This is a genomic window from Candidatus Methylobacter oryzae, assembly GCF_003994235.2.
GTDB classification, from domain to species: domain Bacteria; phylum Pseudomonadota; class Gammaproteobacteria; order Methylococcales; family Methylomonadaceae; genus Methylobacter_A; species Methylobacter_A oryzae.
Map to the genome: position 1 here is coordinate 1 of NZ_RYFG02000069.1, position 17,125 is coordinate 17,125.

Sequence of the window (17,125 nt, forward strand, 5' to 3'; positions counted from 1 at the left end):
GTAGCGCTTGCGGTGTTTTCTTTTAGCCATTGCAAATTTTAAATTTTGCAGGTTTTGCAACTCAATGGCTACTTTTAAAACACGCACTAAGAATGCGTTTTCAAAGTCAGCTTATGGGTAAATGACTTTTGGCGCAAAATTGGCGGCAGGGTATTTAGGGTCAAATTCAGCGACTTTCTCTTCGGCTTTTTGAGGAGGACATCTGGTTGAATCGGATGATGCAGGTGATGATTTGACTAAATCTTTGTCTATATAAATGACTTTAGGCTGAAAATTTGCCGCAGGGTATTGAGCATCGCCGCCGGCAGATGCAGTAAATGAAGCCAGTCCAATAACAGCAGCCGTCAAGCCTAAGATAATTACTTTTCTCATATGATATTAACCTTGGGTAGTTTGTACAGCAAGCCCCGCCGGACAAATCGGCAGCGTTGCCTGACATGAGTCCTCTGTAACAAGGCTTGATGGCCAAAGAGTATCAGATATTTTAGGTGAATTCGCAACTGTTTTTCGAGCTGCAAAGCGGTCACAAAAGTTGCCTTATTTCGGGATGATTTTGCAGCAATTGCTGCCTGAACGATTCAATAGCAAGCTCATTATCGCGTTCACTTCGGGCGATAGGCACCGTAATTTCGCTAACAACGTGCATCGGCGATTTAGACAAAAACACGAGGCGATCAGCCAGCGCAATCGCTTCTCGTAAATCGTGAGTCACAAATAAAACGGTGTGCGGACGCAACTGCCACAGTTTTAACAACAATTCCCGGACTTGTCTCGCAGTTGGCGCATCCAGCGATACAAACGGCTCGTCCATCAGCAATACTTCAGGATCTACAGCAAACGCCCTGATAATCGCGACCCGTCGGCTCATGCCCAATGACAAGCGTTCGGGATAAACATGCTGAGCCTGCGTTAACTGCATGTCTTCAAGTAATGCATCAATAATTTCCGGCGACTGATCGTCAGCCAATACCAGTTCGATATTTTCCCTAACTGTCCGCCAGGGCAGCAGGCGCGGATTTTGGAAAATGTAACCGATCTTTGGCGGCGGGTGTCTTAGTCCAGTGATGTTCAGGTTGTTGCGGCAGAAGTCGACGTTTCTTTCATTCATGGAGATTGGAAATGTCGAAACCGGCTGAGAGCCTGTGTAACTTAGAATTTCGCCATCATAATCATCATCCAGACCGGCAATAATATTCAATAGCGTGGTTTTACCGCAGCCTGACGGACCGACTAGGCAAACAAACTCCCCTGATTTTAGCGACAGCCGGAGGTCGCTGATACTTGGACTTGCCGCGGCCGGATAAGTTTTGTTTTTGATATCGATTTGAATGTCGGTCATCGGCGCCACCGCAATGTTTTTCTGTCCAACGGTTTTAGAACCAGCAGCTCTATCAGTTGGATCACGGCAACAAAAGCAATCGTATAAGCCAGAATGTTTGCAACGTCAAACAGTTGAAAGAATAGATGCAGTTGATAGCCCATGCCGTTGCTGCGGCCTAATAATTCAACCACCAGAATGATTTTCCAGATTAAAGCCAAGCCTGAGCGTGTTGCGCCCATCACAAACGGGTGCAGTTGCGGCCAAATAACGTGAACCAGGGTTTTTCGCTTGCCGAAACGGTAACAACGCGCCATTTCCAGTAGATCCTGGTCTAATGCGCGAGTGCCTTCACGAATCGTGACAATGACATTGGGCAGCTTGTTGATAACGACAGCAAGTATCGCTGCCGATTCAACCAAGCCAAACCAGACATAGCACAGGATAATAGTGACCAGCGCCGGGACATTTAGAAAGATCACCAGCCAGTTATCAAAGAACGCATCGAGTTTTTTATTGCGGCCCAACATTATGCCGATCGCGCAACCCAATAGCATTGCAATGGTAAAGCTGACCAACAGCCGCAGCAAGGTAACGCCTAAGTGGAATAGCAGTTGCCCTGACACGCAGCCTTGCCAGAAAACTTTGGCGACCGCTTCCGGAGTGGGTAGCGTATTGCTGTTCAAATAGAGGGCCAATCCTTGCCAAAGTGCCAAAAAAGCCAGTAATGATAGGGTTGGCAAAAAACGCTTAAAATTACTCAAATTATTCAATCGACCAAAACGTACCGGGTTGCAGATTCTCTGATTGTCCTGTTAGCTGATTGTTGCTTAGTTTTCGAAGCATCGTATAAATACGGTTTGCTGCTAGCTGTTCCGCTTCCCCCCAATGATCAACGCCGCCTTCGCAATAACGCTGGCGCAATTTAGCTTGAGTGGCTACATCGTCGGTTTGGGTTAACGGAACGATTTTTTGCCAAGCGTTATCGGATGTACATAGCTGATTTTTAGCCTGTTTGCTGGCGTTAAAGAAACTGTTCACAGCTTGCTTATGGGTATTTGCCCAGCTTTGCTTGAACACATAACCCAGGCTAGGAACATCTTCCTGAATGCCTAAGCCTCTTAAAATACCTTTGCCGTCAATGATCTGACGATAACCTTGAACTTCAAGTTTGGCGGCAAAATGCCAGAAGGTCAGGGCTGCATCGATACGATTTTGCTTGATTTGCTCGTTGATTAAAGGCGGCGCACCGAAGACTTTTTCTGCCGAAGCGTTCAAGTCCAGTTGTTCTTGTCCCGCCAAAGCTTGTAGTAATAGCCAGTTTTTATCCAGCTCGCCTCCGGCAATTCCCAAGCGTTTGCCTTTGAGCTCTGCCAGTGAATGGATAGGGCTGTCTTTTGCCACAACCAGTGCGCCTGAAGTATTCGAATAAGGGTAAAAAGTAAGATCGGAACCGGTAGCGCGCATTCTCGAAACCCAAATCCAGTCGGACACAATCATATCGACAGCGCCGGACTGTAGAGCAATTTTGCCTGCTTCGGTATTGGCTAGACGCTGTATGTTCAGCTGAAAGTCTTCCGGGTGGATATTTTGTAGGGCTGCCAATTCCCAATCGGCCGTGCCGGAAGCTTGAACGCCAATGCGAATAACGGTTTTTTCCGCAGCATAACTACTGCATGAAGCAAGCAGACATAGGCAGATAACAAAGACTTTATACCCAAATGGCATAAGTTTCGTTTGAGCAGACAAGCTGCACAACTCAGCTTTAATTTTCATAAAAATTGTCTCAATACGAGGTGAAAGCCGGCTATTCTATCTGGACGCGAAGATTGGTGCGAGTATGTTTGTAATTTCAATGCAATAGCCTATCCTTATAAGGATTTTTACTCATACTCAGGCATAGATTTGTGAATATGTCCATTGCTAAGAACTATCGCTATTTTTTTATTTGTGGTGTCTGGTTCGCCGTAATCGCTTTGTTTTCCGGTTGCGCCAGTGCCCCTGAAACCAAGCCCGTTGTTGCGGCTGATCGTTCGCCAGTTGTCAATTATGCGCTGAGTTTGCAGGGCGCGCCTTATCGTTACGGTAAAAGCTCACCGGAGGAAGGCTTTGATTGCAGCGGTTTTGTGAAGCATGTCTATGAGCGTCAAGGAATCATGTTGCCGCGTACTGTTCAGGGAATGGCCCAGTCACTTACCGAGGTTCCAAAAAACGATATTCATTCGGGCGACTTGGTTTTCTTCAATACCGACGGCAAGCCATTCTCCCATGTCGGTATTTATGTCAGCAATGATGATTTTATTCATGCACCTAGCCGGCGCTCCGGAAAAGTGATGCTGTCCAGTCTTAAGAATCGCTATTGGGGAAGCCGGTTTAGTTGTGCTCGCCGTCCGTGACGGCAGGTTCAGGTTATAAAACGCCGTTGAAATTTAGTTTAGATGCTACATGGAAGATAACGCTAGTGGGAGCCTAACGTATGCTCTGCATATCCGGCAGCAGCGCTTTTCGCCGGATATGCAAAGGGGAGTATGCATTTTAAGCAGGAAGCTTACTGATAGCAGCTTTGACCAAATCGTTTAATTCAGCCCCGTCTTCTTGGCAGTAAGCAATAATCGATTTACGCATTCTTGGATCCCAAGATCTTAAAATGTGGTTTTTTATGCCTTCCGCAGCAATTTCCTTGTCGGGTTCCGAGTTAAAGAAATTGCCTATGTCATTAGCCATTTTAATAAGTCTTTCAATTTTCATCTTTAATTACAGAGAGTTGCTATGGGTTAAGCGTTGCGGATGGGTATAAATCACATGTTGATCATCACGGGCGAAACCGATTAAGGTGAGGCCTGCCTCATTAGCCAGACGTATGGCTAACCCGGTAGGTGCGGAAATGGCTGCAAGCAGCGTAATGCCTATCCATGCGGTTTTTTGTACCATTTCATAACTGGCGCGGCTGGTAACGACGACAAAGCCAGCGGACAAATCTTTGCCGTTGCGCAATAAAAAACCGATTAATTTGTCCAGCGCGTTATGCCGGCCTACATCTTCCCTAATGTCTAAAATACCTTGTCCGGGAACGGCCCACGCAGCAGCATGCACAGCTCCGGTTAATTGGTTTAGTTTTTGGTGTTGTTTGATATCTGTTAATGCGGAGCGTAATTCGGCGGCAGATACCGTCAAGCCTCCGTTAACCGGGTTCGGCTGGCGGATGGCTTGTTTTAGCGTGCTGGCGCCGCATAATCCGCAGCCGGTACGGCCTGTTAAGTTACGGCCTTTGTCGGACATGCATTGGAAGCGTTGGTCGGGAATTTTTATTTGGACTTCAATACCGTTTGAGCGGTTGTAAACCCGCGCCGATAGTAATTCCTGAGGGCTTTTGATGATGCCTTCGGTAATACTGAAGCCCAGCGCGAATTCTTCAAGATTGGTTGGGGTTGCCAGCATGACAACATGCGGCACCCCATTATAGATTAGGGAAATAGGCACTTCTTCGGCAATATAGTCGTGCCGTTGGTCATGCTGTCCGTCGCGCCAGCGATCAACAGTGATCTGTTGATAGCTGGGCCAGCCTAATTCTAACGATAACGGCTCGGCAGTCGCTCCTTGCACGATTATCTCCTGTATCCATGCAGCCGAAAACCGACGGCATTGCCGTCAGTCATTGCCGATTCCTTGCTCCAGCAGTTCGAGCTGCTCTTCAGAGAACGCGCTGTATTGCTGTTGCCATTCCGAAGGCTGGCTGACTTTGGTGATTTGTACGGCTGTTACTTTGTACTCAGGGCAGTTAGTCGCCCAGTCGGAGTTATCGGTCGTAATCACGTTAGCGCCGGATTCAGGAAAATGGAACGTGGTGTAGACAACGCCAGGCTGTACACGATCCGTTACCAACGCACGCAGTACCGTCTCGCCGGCGCGGCTCTTAATACCAACCCAGTCGCCGGTGTTTACGCCGCGGTCTTCGGCATCGTGCGGATGAATTTCCAGACGATCTTCCGAATGCCAAGCGACGTTTTCCGTGCGGCGTGTTTGCGCGCCGACATTGTATTGCGACAAAATACGGCCGGTGGTTAGGATTAACGGGAATTTGGCGTTTACGCGCTCAGTTGTTGGAACAAACTCGGTTAGCATGAACAGGCCTTTGCCGTTATCGCGCAAGAAGTGCTCGGTATGCATGATCGGCGTACCTTCAGGTGCTTCGTCATTGCAAGGCCACTGCACGCTGCCGAGGCGCTCGATTTTTTCATAGCTGACGCCGGCAAAGCTGGGCGTCAGCCGCGCGATTTCATCCATGATTTCCGACGGATGGCTGTAATTCATCGGATAGCCCATTGCATTAGCCAGCATCTGGGTAACTTCCCAATCTTGGTAGCCGGCCAACGGCGACATGACTTTACGCACCGGTGAAATACGGCGTTCGGCGTTAGTAAACGTGCCGTTCTTTTCCAGGAATGATGAGCCAGGTAGGAACACATGCGCGAATTTAGCGGTTTCATTCAGGAATATATCCTGCACGATCACGCACTCCATAGCCCGTAACGCGGCATGAACATGTTTGATATCCGGATCGGATTGGGCAATGTCCTCGCCTTCGCAGTACAAGCCCATAAAGCTCTTGTCCAGCGCCGCCTCGAACATGTTCGGAATACGCAAGCCCGGCTCATTGCTGAGCTCGGTTTGCCATGCGTTTTCAAACAGCTGGTGCGTTGTAGGGTCGGATACATGGCGATATCCAGGGAACTCGTGCGGGAATGAGCCCATGTCGCAAGAACCCTGTACGTTGTTTTGTCCCCGCAACGGATTAACGCCGGCACCGTCATGCCCCAGATTGCCGGTAGCCATCGCCAGGTTGGCGATGCCGATAACTGTCGTAGAGCCTTGGCTGTGTTCGGTTACGCCCAAACCGTAGTAAATCGCGCCGTTTTTAGCGGATGCATAAAGCCGTGCGGCAGCTCTAAGTTCAGAGGCTGGAATACCGGTTACCGATTCGCTGGCTTCAGGAGAGTGACGTTCGTCGGCAATAAAGGTTTTCCATTTGTTATAAGCTGCGACATCGCAACGCTCATTGACAAAACCTTCGTCAAGCAGATTTTCGGTCACGACAACATGCGCCAATGCGTTGATCATTGCGACGTTGGTGCCGGGACGCAATTTCAGGTGATGGCTGGCTTTGACATGCGGGGTTTTGACCAGATCGATTTCACGCGGATCGACCACAATCAGTTTCGCGCCCTGACGCAGGCGTTTTTTCATTTGCGAACCGAATACCGGATGGCCGTCGGTCGGATTTGCGCCAATCACCATAATCACGTCGGCTTTCATGACCGAATCGAAATCCTGAGTCCCGGACGCTTCGCCGAACGTTTGCTTCAAGCCGTAGCCGGTCGGCGAGTGGCAAACCCGCGCGCAAGTATCGACGTTATTATTGCCGAAGCCGGCGCGTATCAGTTTTTGCACCAAGTAAGTTTCTTCGTTTGTACAACGCGATGAAGTAATGCCGCCGATTGAATCTTTGCCGTATTTGGCTTGGATGCGTTTCAATTCGGATGCTGCATAACTAATCGCTTCTTCCCAGCTGACTTCTTTCCAGGCATCTTTAATGCTGGCGCGGATCATCGGTTTGGTGATGCGGTCTTTGTGAGTCGCGTACCCAAACGCAAAACGGCCTTTGACGCAAGAGTGGCCGTGGTTGGCCTTGCCGTCTTTGGCAGGAACCATGCGGATAACTTGTTCGCCTTTCATTTCCGCGCGGAATGAACAGCCGACGCCGCAATAAGCGCAGGTCGTTACGATTGCATGTTCCGGCTGGCCGTTATCGATTACCGATTTTTCCATCAACGTTGCCGTCGGGCAGGCTTGTACGCAAGCGCCGCAGGATACGCATTCGGAATCAAGGAAAGGTTGGTTTTGGCTCGGAGATACTTTGGAATCGAAGCCGCGGCCGTCAATTGTTAATGCAAACGTGCCTTGGGTTTCTTCGCAAGCCCTGACGCAACGCGAACAAACGATACATTTGCTGGGATCGAAACTGAAGTAAGGGTTGCTTTGATCCTTGACTGCATTCAGGTGCGTTTCAACCGGGTTGTAACGCACTTCGCGCAAACCGACGGTTCCGGCCATGTCTTGCAGTTCGCAATCGCCATTGGCCGAACAGGTTAAACAATCCAGCGGATGGTCGGAAATATACAGTTCCATTACGCCGCGGCGCACGTCGGCCAGCTTTTTATTCTGGGTGACGATTTTTAAACCTTCTGCAACAGGCGTAGTGCATGATGCGGGCAAGCCTCTAGCGCCTTCTATTTGCACCAGGCAAAGGCGGCAGGAACCGAACGGTTCGATACTGTCGGTTGCACATAATTTGGGGATTTCAATACCGATGCTCGCTGCCGCTCGCATGACCGAGGTGCCTGCCGGAGCCGTGACTTGAAAACCATCAATTTCCAGCGTAACCATGTTTTCGGATGTGCTGGCTGGGGTGCCAAAATCTTTCTCTTTATTAATCGACATTTTAAACTCCTCTAATCGGTATCAGGCGGCTGTAGCTTCGGCATTTATCCCGAAGTCCTCGGGGAAATGGTTTAAAGCGCTCAGTACAGGGTAGGGCGTCATACCGCCTAATGCACAGAGAGAGCCGTTGAGTAAGGTGTCGCAAAGATCGCGTAACAAAGGAATGTTTTTATCGAGGTTGCGACCGTTAATAATGTCGTCCATGACTTCTATGCCACGGGTGGAGCCAATACGGCATGGAGTGCATTTGCCGCAGGATTCTTCTTTACAAAATTCCATGCTATAGCGGGCCATTTCCGCCATATTGACGGTGTCGTCGAAAACGACGATGCCGCCATGTCCTACTACCGCCCAGATGGCGGCGAAAGCTTCATAATCCAAGGGGGTGTCGAATTGCGATTCGGGCAGATAGGCGCCGAGCGGGCCGCCAACTTGGACAGCGCGTATCGGTTTGCCGGAAGCGGAACCACCGCCGAAATCGTAAAGCAGTTCGCGCAGGGTCAAGCCGAAGCCCAGTTCGACCAAGCCTGGATGTTTAATATTACCGGCCAGTTGCACAGGCAATGTGCCGCGCGAGCGTCCCATACCGAAGTCGCGGTAATAATCGCCGCCTTTATCCAGAATAACCGGCACTGAGGCCAGTGAAATCACGTTGTTAACGACGGTAGGTTGGCCGAACAAGCCTTTAATCGCAGGTAAGGGCGGTTTAAAACGCACCAGACCGCGTTTGCCTTCCAGGCTTTCCATTAATGACGTTTCTTCGCCGCAGACATAAGCGCCTGCGCCTTGTCTGACTTCCAAATGGAAAGTCTTGCCGCTGCCTTGAATGTTTTCGCCCAGGTAACCGGCCTCGTAAGCGGTTGCAATCGCGGCATTCAGTACGTCGAAAGCATGAGGATATTCTATGCGCAGATAGATGTAGCCTTGCGTTGCATCAACGCCTAAACCGGCAATCGTCATGCCTTCGATTAAGACGAAAGGATCGCCTTCCATGACCATGCGGTCCGAGAATGTGCCGGAGTCGCCTTCGTCGGCATTGCAGATAATGTATTTTTGTGTCGATGCGGTGTTAAGTACGGTCTTCCATTTAATACCGGTCGGAAAAGCCGCGCCGCCGCGACCGCGTAAACCTGAATCGGTCACCGCCTGGACAATTTGTTCCTGAGTCATTGCCAGCGCATTTTTCAGGCCGCGATAACCGCCATTATCAGTATAGTCAGTCAAGCTGAGAGGGTTGGTTTTGCCGATGCGGGCAAAAGTCAGGCGCTGCTGCTTTTTGAAGTAGTCGATCTCTTCCGTCAGGCCCAGACTTAACGCATGTGCGCCGCCTTCGGTAAAGCCGGCATCGAACAGGGCGGGTACATCGCCGGACTGAACAGGACCGTAGGCCATGCGCCCTTTATCGGTCGACACTTCAATCATCGGTTCCAGCCAGTACATGCCTCTTGAGCCGTTACGAACCAGTTTAATATCAACGCCGCGCTTTGCAGCTTCTTGTGCAATAGCCGCGGCAACGCGATCAGCGCCTAATGAAACGGCGCTGGAATCGCAAGGAACGTAGATAACAGTACTCATGCTGATGCCTCTGTATTGTCAATGACAGCATCAAAGCTGTCTGCTGTCACGCGACCGTAAATTTCCTTGCCGATTTGCATGGCTGGCGAGCAGGCGCAATTACCTAGACAGTACACAGGTTCAAGGGAGAATTGACCGTCTGCGGTGGTTTCGTGAAAATCAATGCCCAGCTTGTTTTTGACGTGTTCTTCGAGTTGTCTTGCGCCCATGGCTTGGCAGGATTCCGCGCGGCAAAGATGAATTGTTTGTTTGCCCGGCGGCGTATCCCTGAAATAATGATAAAAGCTGATAACGCCGTGTATTTCGGCACGAGAAAGGTTAAGCGCTTTTGCAATATCGGGAACGCTGTCGGCAGGGATATAACCCAGAGCATTTTGAATACCGTGCAGAATAGGTAAAAGCGCGCCGGGCTTGTCTTTGAGGGTGGCAATTACTTCTTGCACGGTTGGTTGCGTGGTGCCTGATTCTGTCATGATCATCTCAATATGGAGGCTCCATCCTGATTAAAACAACGGCTGTTCCTGACTGTTGTCATATTTAAGTGTGCCCGATAGCATAGCACAAGATATTTTTGCTGTAAAAATGCTAAAAAATAGATAAAAAGAGTAAGTGTTTTAGCGAATATCGGGTATGTCGCTATTTATAATGGATATTTCTGACATACAGAGTCAAGAAAATGATTTATATGCTTTTGAGCAATAGATTATTTACGTATAGGCTTACAGTAGCGGTGTTATTCGATGAATATTGATTAAGAGAGATTCAGTATTTATTCGCTACGCGTTTTGCCTTAGTCATTTCAATTTAAGAGGATCTTATGCCGTATCTAAAGTTAACAACTAATATTGCTATTAGCAAAGAGCAATCTCCAAAGTTACTCAGCCAGTTTTCACAATTACTCGCTAAAGAAACCGGTAAACCTGAGCGCTATGTCATGGTCGAGCTAATGGGGGATAAGGATATGCTATTTGGAGGAAGCAGCGAACCATTAGCGTATGTCGAGTGTAAAAGTATCGGTCTTAGTCTCCAGCAAGCTAAGTCGCTTTCGGCCTCTATCAGCGTATTGCTGGCAAACCATTTGTCGATAGCAGCGGAGCGCGTTTATATTGAGTTTAGCAATTGTCCAGGAAATTTATGGGGTTGGAACGGATCTACTTTTGGATAAATCATCTATCAAAGCGGCTTACTCATAACGGTATGTATTTGCTTTTAATATCTGCGGCGCAGCCTTAACGGGTAACCGTCTGCTTCCACCAGTTGGGACTGGCTGATAGTACTTCACCCGTCTCGTGAATATCGTTGGCGGTTTGCAGCGATATTAGCCCTGGAGGCGTGTCAATAACGTACCAATTACCCAGGATGTTGAGTTTTTGCTTAATAACATAACTATGAGTTTTAGCCCAGAGCTGGATTTGGTCGTCTGTCCAGTCAGGTTTGAAATTGACGATGACCCCGCCAGGCAAGGCCATCAGACGGCCGGCCGGAGAGTCGCCTTCGCGAAATACCGGCGATTGGCTGGTCGCTGAACCGGCTGCCCGGCTGGCTAGAGGGACGTTTTTACGGATAGTGACGAACGGCCGTTTGGTATTGGCGTTTTCGGTGCTGCGAGCCTGCGCCGATGCATTGGACGCGAACTCAGCCACCAGGTTGGGCTGAAGTTTGATTGCGTGTTGAGTGTTACCGTCATAGTAATGTGTGGTTGTTTCGGCAGTCACATTGAAGCTGAACGTTGCGATAAGAATACCGATAGAGGTGTTAATGCTCCAACGAGATAAGGCAGTAGGCCGAACAGTGCAAGTAAAATTGCTGTTGTTGTGGTTCATGTTAATAGTCTCTTGCTCAATAACCATAGGCTTTAATATTCCACGCAATCAGCTTGCCGGTATCACGGGGTCTGCCGTCACGCACCGATAATGTCCAGTTGCCGTCAGCGGCTTCTCCCATTAGCCGGACTACGCCGAAGCGCATGCCGTCGTTTAGGGAAGAGCCGCAGCTAACGGTAATGTCTTCAAGCTTGCAGTCGTGTACAGTGGTCAGTGTACTGGAGGTGCCAGCCGGACTGGTTAAGGTGATCTTCAAATCACCTACCTCAGGATGGTTGCTGGTGATATTAATGTCGACAAATTCGAGTTTATGGATGCCGCTATTTGATAATTTGATAATGCTGGTGGTTGCGGCATTGTTGTCGGCTATAGTCAACGGAGTAGTCAGGTTGGCGGATGCAGTGGCCGTCTTTTGAGCTGGGATATTCTTCCAGGTTTTAGCCGAATTCACAGCGGCTGCGGCGTCGACAACGCCATAGCCGTAATTGTGATTAATATGAAAGCCTCCGCCGTTAGTTATCCAGTCTGAATGTGTCGGATCGTTTTTACGTGCGGTTTGAGCCAAAATGGCGCGTACATCGCGCCAAGACAGTGCCGGATTAACTTCTAATAATAATGCCGCGACGCCGGATATCTCAGGTGTCGCCGCCGAGGTGCCGTTCATGCAGCGGGTGTAATTTGGTTGGCCTATGTAGTCCTCGGGATTCGAAGTTCCGTCGTTAGAACCCTCTATGCCGGTAATATCGATCGTAGTGACGGCGTGGGAGGAACAATACTCACCGCCATAGGCCATGGCCAGTAAGTTGGAGCCAGGCTCGGAGTAGGAGGACTTTGTGCCTTGATCATTAAGCGATCCGATTGCCAGCACTCCCTGGTAATTGGCTTGGCCGTCATAGTCGGAGCGATCCTCCGGCGCGCCATTGCCGGCCGCCCAGGTATAAATCACTCCTTTGCCTTGCCGTCCGGTGCTAATACCGGTGTCAATGGCTTGCTGCCAGGCCTCAGCGGATGGTTCAAGTAAGCCGTTATTGTCGGCCGCACCGTAGCTGTTGCTGTAAATATGGTTGGATTGCAGGTCTTTGGTAACCGAATCGGCATCAAAACTGCTGGTCGTCACGGATAGCAGGTTGTAGCCGACTTGTTTGGCATTGTAGGCTACACCTGTCACACCAATGCCGTTGTTGCCTTTAGCCGCTGCCAGACCGGCACAGCTGGTGCCGTGAGAGCCGATTGTTGAGGATGGATCGCCGTATGTATTGGTGATGTAATTCCAGCTCTTGCCGGCTACTACGTTAAGGTCTTCGTGGTGGATATCGAGTCCGTCGTCGATAATGGCGATCTGGATACCTTTGCCGGTAGCGGAAGCCCAGGCTTGCGAGACGTTTAGGTCTTCGCCTATTTTGCCGGCAACCCTATCAATGCCTGTTTGGCCTGTATTTTTCAGGTGCCATTGGTCTGCAAATAATGGATCGTTCGGAATAATTTCAGTGGATGGTTCAGTAGCATTAATCGGTGTGACACCGCCTACGCTGATTACGCCGGTTATCGCAATCACCACGTCGTTATAAGTAGCCGTGCCTACTTTAATAGTGCTGATGGTTAGCAGTCCTGTAGCGGGATCGTAAGAGTCGTAGTTGTGGGTAGGCGCGCCGTTACCGATGCTGATCACGGAGTTGAAGGTTGCTACCACGTTAGTGTAGCGGTTATTGCCGAGGTCAATAGTGCTAACGGTGACACGATCCGGGGTGGCAGGATCCCAAGCAGTCGAGGCTGCCACATTTTTTCCGGAGGAAACAGTCAATGCAAACAGTGCGGCAGCAGGCAACTTGAATATAAACGACTTTGGAAGCATTGAAATATCCTTTAAAAAATCAGGTTAACGCTGTTTTAATCATAAGCTAATATCCTGATTTCCGTTATGAAAAGATGTTGTGTGGCAAGTATTTATTTTCTAAACCAGCAACTAACCTTAAAGTTTAATTTGAAGCATAACGTTAGTAGCGTGATATACAGCGAGGCGAAGAATCTGGATTCACGACTCGTTTTCGCTGCTAAGATCGATTTTAGCAGCGAAATATTCTAGTGAATTGGGCCGTCTATTTTACAAAGCAGCTTTTTTCGGCTTGTTCTTCCGCTTCTTTAAGGCGCTTTCTCAAATCTTTGGATTGGGCTGGATCGCGCATGGCTGCTGCGGCATCCCCGGATTGACCTTTAGTTAAATAAGTAAAAGTTTTTGCGGCTTCGTATTCAGAGAAGTTCAGTTTTTCAGCAATTTTATCGATCTTACAGCCGCAAGCATATTGGCTAATATAGGTCAGGCCGCCGTGTTGGGCAACGCAATTTAAAACGTATTCGACACGGTCCCGGGTAGGGTAGTCGCTGACAAACGGTGCGGGTTCTGCGGGTTCTACCGGTTTTTCGGGTTCCGTGGCGCAGCCTGAAGCAAGGACAACCAAAGCAAAACCGAAAACGGAGGAGGCGTATTTAATTTTCATTGATGATTTTCATCCCTAAGTTAGAAAGTGAAAAAGTATGCGCAGCTTGCAATAAATGACAGGCTTGCGAGAATAGCTGTTCGGTTAAAGATTTACTAATGATTTTCAAAGCTTACCATTATGAACAGTCAAACAAAAGTAGCGGGTGTGATTCTTGCCGGCGGCCGCGCCCGACGAATGAATAACCAGAATAAAGGCCTGGTGAATTTTAAAGGCCGTCCGATGATCAGTTATGCTGTTGCTGCGATGGCTCCTGTTGTGGATTATGTGCTTATAAATGCCAATAGGGATATTGACCAATATCGGCAGTTCGGGTGGCCGGTTATCAGCGATCAAACCGGCAATTTCGATGGTCCTTTAGCCGGCATATTAACCGCAATGATTCACGCTGATGCCGATATTTTGGTAGTTATCCCTTGCGATTCGCCGCTAATTAGAAGCGAACATCTGCAAAAGCTGTTATTAACTTGTTCGGAGAATAATGCCGATGTTGCTGTCGCTTTCGACGGGGCTCGGCTGCATCCGGTTATTTTGGCGGTAAGGGCGAGATTGCAAGCCAGTCTGCAAGATTATTTAGCTGACGGTCAGCATAAAGTCGCGGATTGGCTGGTTAGGCAAAATTTAGTACAGGTGGATTTCAGCAACGAACCGGAAATATTCTGTAATGTTAACACGATGACAGAGTTATCGAAGTTGGAGGAAGCTAATCATTTCAGTTAGAATTCGAGGCCGTTATCTTTCATTTAAAGGTGAATTAAGAGCTAAAAATATCCAGGTATGTGATTTCAAGACGTTACAAAAAACATTTTTATTTTGATCATTGCTTGGACTAAGCATCTGATTTTCCATTGTCAGATTTAGCTCTTAATTCGTATTTAAGCATCCGTTCGATAAAACATTTCTCTCTGACTGAATTTTAAAAAGTAGCAGGGGTATTGAACAGGAAGAATGCGCCGTTAGGCTTATATTTACAATGGATGTGCTTTTGCCGCTGTATCATAGATGCCGTGAATTAAGGAAATAAGATCAATGAAGAATAAGCTGTTTGCCCCTGCAATTGTCCTGATGAATCGGCTGAATTTCACCCGAAAATTTATAGTGCTGGGGCTGATATATTTTGTCGCGATTGCCGTGGTTGTATACGGGCTTTATGCAAGTCTTAATCAGGTCGCTCGCACCTCGCAAAGACAATTGGAAGGTCTTGAATTGATCAAGCCTATTTCCAGAGCTGTGCAATTCATGCAGCAGCACTGCGGACTGTCGACCGGCGTTCTTGGCGGCAACGAAGCAATGCGTAGTGCGATCGATACTAAGGAAATCGAAATAGCAGCGGCTTTTGATTTGATAGCGCAGCAGTTGCCTGCCGGCTTGATTTTGAGTGAAGATTGGACGCGGCTTAAAGCTGACTGGAATAGTTTACGAAAAGATTGGCCGCACTGGACGGCAGACCGGAGCTGCACATTGCATACCGATTTGGTCGACCGGATGTTGGTATTCGAGGCGCATATTGCCGATGACTATGCGCTGACCTTTGGCTCGGATATCGATGCGTTTTATTTGATCGATACGATTATCAACAAAATGCCGCAGGCACTTGAGAGGCTTGGGCAAATACGTGCCCTAGGCACCGGGATTTTGGCAAAAAAACAAATCTCGGCACCTCAGCAATTCGAGATGGGCGTCCTGATTGCCGAACTTCGTCACGAGCTTAACTTTCTTGTCATTAACCTTGAAAAGACGGGACGGTTTAATCCTCAAATACAAAGCCCGTTATCGGCGGCAACTAAAGATATAGTCGATTCGATGAATCAAGTTATCGATCTTGTGAGCTCGGATATCATTAGCGGGCATTTTGTTACATCTTCTGAAGATTACTTTAAAACAGTCACGGCTGTTATAGACAAAGGCTACCGGCAGATGGCGCAGCTCTTGTTGCCAAAGGCAGAGGCACTGATTACTACACGCGTGCAACACACTGAAAATAACTTACATCTTTATCTCGGTATTGCTGTCTTGTTATTGCTAGTGGTGCCTTATTTTTTTATAGGAATTTATTACGCGATGGTTGGCAGCATGCGTTCGCTTATCCGTTCTGCGCGAGTATTCGCCAGCGGAGATATGGACGAATGTATCGATCTGGGGACGCGCGATGAACTTCGCGAAGTTGGCGACAGTTTTAATGAAATGGTCGACGGTTTTAATGCGTTGCTTGCGGTCCGACTGGAAGACAAAATCATTGAAACAAGACTACGTTCGATTATCGATGCATCCCCGATCTCAATGGTAGTGAGTGACGATCGGCAAAACATCACATTTTTGAACCCTGCATTTATTCAAACATTCGGTTATGCGTTGGAGGATATTCCAACTTTGGCTGACTGGTGGTCAAAGGCTGCCGGTTCCGATCCGGAATATCGGAAATCGATGGCGGCTAGCTGGCAGGGAATGGTAGTACATAGTGATAGTCAGTTTAATCCAGTAGAGTTCAGCATACAGTGCCGCAGCGGATCGACTAAAACCGTGCTGGCGAATGCGTCATTGGTTGAGCAAGCATCGGGTGCCGTTTGTTTGGTGGCTTTATACGACATTACTTGGCGTAAACAGGCTGAAGCCGATCTTCGTATTGCCGCTATCGCCTTCGATATTCAAGAAGCCATGATGGTTACCGATGCAAGTCAGGTTATTCTCAAGGTTAATCAAGCTTTTACCAGAATTACCGGGTACAGCGCCGAAGAAGCTGTGGGTAATACGCCTGCGTTGCTCAAGTCCGGACATCAAGATGCAAAGTTTTATCAAACGATGTGGGAAAGCTTGGCTCGCGACGGATACTGGCAATCGGAGATATGGAACCGGCGCAAATGCGGAGAGATCTATCCTGAACGGATTACTATTACCGCTGTGACCAATGCTGAGGGTAAGGCGACTAACTACATTGCAACTTTCGATGATATTTCTAAATATAAAAAGGCAGAGGAAACTATCCACGATCTGGTCTTTTATGATTCACTCACCAAACTGCCTAACCGCCGTTTGTTGCTTGAGCGATTAAGGCACAGTATCGAGGTGGAACGGCGTGAAGGTAAACAACTTGCAGTAATGATGCTGGATTTGGATCGCTTTAAAGTGATTAATGACAGTTTGGGATATGTGGCCGGCGATGAATTATTGCAACAAGTCGCGGCAAGAATAGCGAGCCGGTTGCGAAAAGTGGATCTCGTGGCTAGAGTGCGTAAAGTGGATTTGCTTGCCCATCTGGGCGGCGACGAGTTTATCATGCTTCTGGAAGACATTACGCATACGGAAGATGCTGCACGGGTGGCCGAACATATTAGAAGTTACGCATTGACCGCTGGTTAATATTGTGGATTGAGCTGGTCTTTGCCCGGCATAAAGCCGGTGATGAACGTGGCGATAAC

The 17,125-nt window shown here is 48.5% G+C and carries 16 protein-coding genes; 4 read left to right on the forward strand and 12 right to left on the reverse strand.

Annotation, left to right across the window (positions count from 1 at the left end; translation table 11 throughout):
• Window positions 1-111: 111 nt before the first annotated feature.
• The 4 genes from EKO24_RS07305 to EKO24_RS07320 form a co-directional block, all read right to left on the reverse strand.
• Window positions 112-372 (reverse strand): hypothetical protein, encoded by a 261-nt coding sequence (locus EKO24_RS07305; RefSeq protein ID WP_127030540.1) that lies wholly within the window; start codon window positions 370-372, stop codon window positions 112-114.
• Window positions 373-523: 151 nt separating this feature from the next.
• Complete coding sequence (locus EKO24_RS07310; RefSeq protein WP_127030541.1) at window positions 524-1,339, reverse strand: ABC transporter ATP-binding protein; 816 nt, start codon at window positions 1,337-1,339, stop codon at window positions 524-526.
• Window positions 1,336-2,061, reverse strand: a complete 726-nt coding sequence (locus EKO24_RS07315) for an ABC transporter permease (protein WP_421743904.1) — start codon at window positions 2,059-2,061, stop codon at window positions 1,336-1,338. The genes EKO24_RS07310 and EKO24_RS07315 overlap by 4 nt, the downstream gene beginning before the upstream one ends.
• 22 nt (window positions 2,062-2,083) lie before the next feature.
• A complete protein-coding gene (locus tag EKO24_RS07320) occupies window positions 2,084-3,046 on the reverse strand; it encodes an ABC transporter substrate-binding protein (protein ID WP_127030554.1) in 963 nt (320 codons plus the stop codon).
• Window positions 3,047-3,231: 185 nt separating this feature from the next.
• On the opposite strand from EKO24_RS07320, the gene EKO24_RS07325 reads away from it, so the two are divergent.
• Window positions 3,232-3,714: a C40 family peptidase gene (locus EKO24_RS07325; RefSeq protein ID WP_127030555.1), complete on the forward strand. Its 483-nt coding sequence runs from the start codon at window positions 3,232-3,234 to the stop codon at window positions 3,712-3,714.
• Between the two features lie 139 nt (window positions 3,715-3,853).
• Here EKO24_RS07325 and EKO24_RS07330 read toward each other — a convergent pair whose 3' ends face one another.
• From EKO24_RS07330 to EKO24_RS07350, 5 genes are read right to left on the reverse strand one after another with little or no spacing between them, the layout of a single operon-like run.
• Window positions 3,854-4,066: a formate dehydrogenase subunit delta gene (locus tag EKO24_RS07330; protein WP_127030543.1), complete on the reverse strand. Its 213-nt coding sequence runs from the start codon at window positions 4,064-4,066 to the stop codon at window positions 3,854-3,856.
• Between the two features lie 6 nt (window positions 4,067-4,072).
• The gene (fdhD, locus tag EKO24_RS07335) at window positions 4,073-4,921 is read right to left on the reverse strand and encodes a formate dehydrogenase accessory sulfurtransferase FdhD (RefSeq protein WP_421743905.1); all 849 of its coding nucleotides are present in this window, start codon (window positions 4,919-4,921) and stop codon (window positions 4,073-4,075) included.
• Window positions 4,922-4,966: 45 nt separating this feature from the next.
• Window positions 4,967-7,816: a formate dehydrogenase subunit alpha gene (fdhF, locus tag EKO24_RS07340; protein ID WP_127030545.1), complete on the reverse strand. Its 2,850-nt coding sequence runs from the start codon at window positions 7,814-7,816 to the stop codon at window positions 4,967-4,969.
• A gap of 21 nt (window positions 7,817-7,837) precedes the next feature.
• The gene (locus EKO24_RS07345) at window positions 7,838-9,391 is read right to left on the reverse strand and encodes a formate dehydrogenase beta subunit (RefSeq protein ID WP_127030546.1); all 1,554 of its coding nucleotides are present in this window, start codon (window positions 9,389-9,391) and stop codon (window positions 7,838-7,840) included.
• Window positions 9,388-9,864 carry a formate dehydrogenase subunit gamma gene (locus EKO24_RS07350; RefSeq protein WP_127030547.1) on the reverse strand — a complete coding sequence of 159 codons (477 nt, stop codon included), beginning with the start codon at window positions 9,862-9,864 and terminating at the stop codon, window positions 9,388-9,390. The genes EKO24_RS07345 and EKO24_RS07350 overlap by 4 nt, the downstream gene beginning before the upstream one ends.
• Window positions 9,865-10,208: 344 nt before the next feature.
• On the opposite strand from EKO24_RS07350, the gene EKO24_RS07355 reads away from it, so the two are divergent.
• Window positions 10,209-10,556, forward strand: a complete 348-nt coding sequence (locus tag EKO24_RS07355; protein WP_127030548.1) for a phenylpyruvate tautomerase MIF-related protein — start codon at window positions 10,209-10,211, stop codon at window positions 10,554-10,556.
• A 64-nt stretch (window positions 10,557-10,620) separates the two neighbouring features.
• Here the strand turns inward: EKO24_RS07355 and EKO24_RS07360 are convergent, their stop codons facing one another.
• From EKO24_RS07360 to EKO24_RS07370, 3 genes are all read right to left on the reverse strand, one after another.
• Entirely contained in the window at window positions 10,621-11,214 is a 594-nt protein-coding gene (locus EKO24_RS07360) for a hypothetical protein (RefSeq protein ID WP_127030549.1), read from the reverse strand.
• Window positions 11,215-11,230: 16 nt separating this feature from the next.
• Entirely contained in the window at window positions 11,231-13,066 is a 1,836-nt protein-coding gene (locus EKO24_RS07365; protein ID WP_127030550.1) for a S8 family serine peptidase, read from the reverse strand.
• A 244-nt stretch (window positions 13,067-13,310) separates the two neighbouring features.
• A complete protein-coding gene (locus tag EKO24_RS07370) occupies window positions 13,311-13,709 on the reverse strand; it encodes a hypothetical protein (protein WP_127030551.1) in 399 nt (132 codons plus the stop codon).
• 120 nt (window positions 13,710-13,829) lie between these two features.
• Here EKO24_RS07370 and mobA point away from each other — a divergent pair, with 120 nt between their 5' ends.
• On the forward strand, window positions 13,830-14,429 hold the full coding sequence (mobA, locus tag EKO24_RS07375; RefSeq protein ID WP_127030552.1) for a molybdenum cofactor guanylyltransferase MobA: 600 nt from the start codon (window positions 13,830-13,832) through the stop codon (window positions 14,427-14,429).
• A 309-nt stretch (window positions 14,430-14,738) separates the two neighbouring features.
• Window positions 14,739-17,066 carry a PAS domain S-box protein gene (locus EKO24_RS23125; RefSeq protein WP_127030553.1) on the forward strand — a complete coding sequence of 776 codons (2,328 nt, stop codon included), beginning with the start codon at window positions 14,739-14,741 and terminating at the stop codon, window positions 17,064-17,066.
• Window positions 17,067-17,125 lie beyond the last annotated feature (59 nt).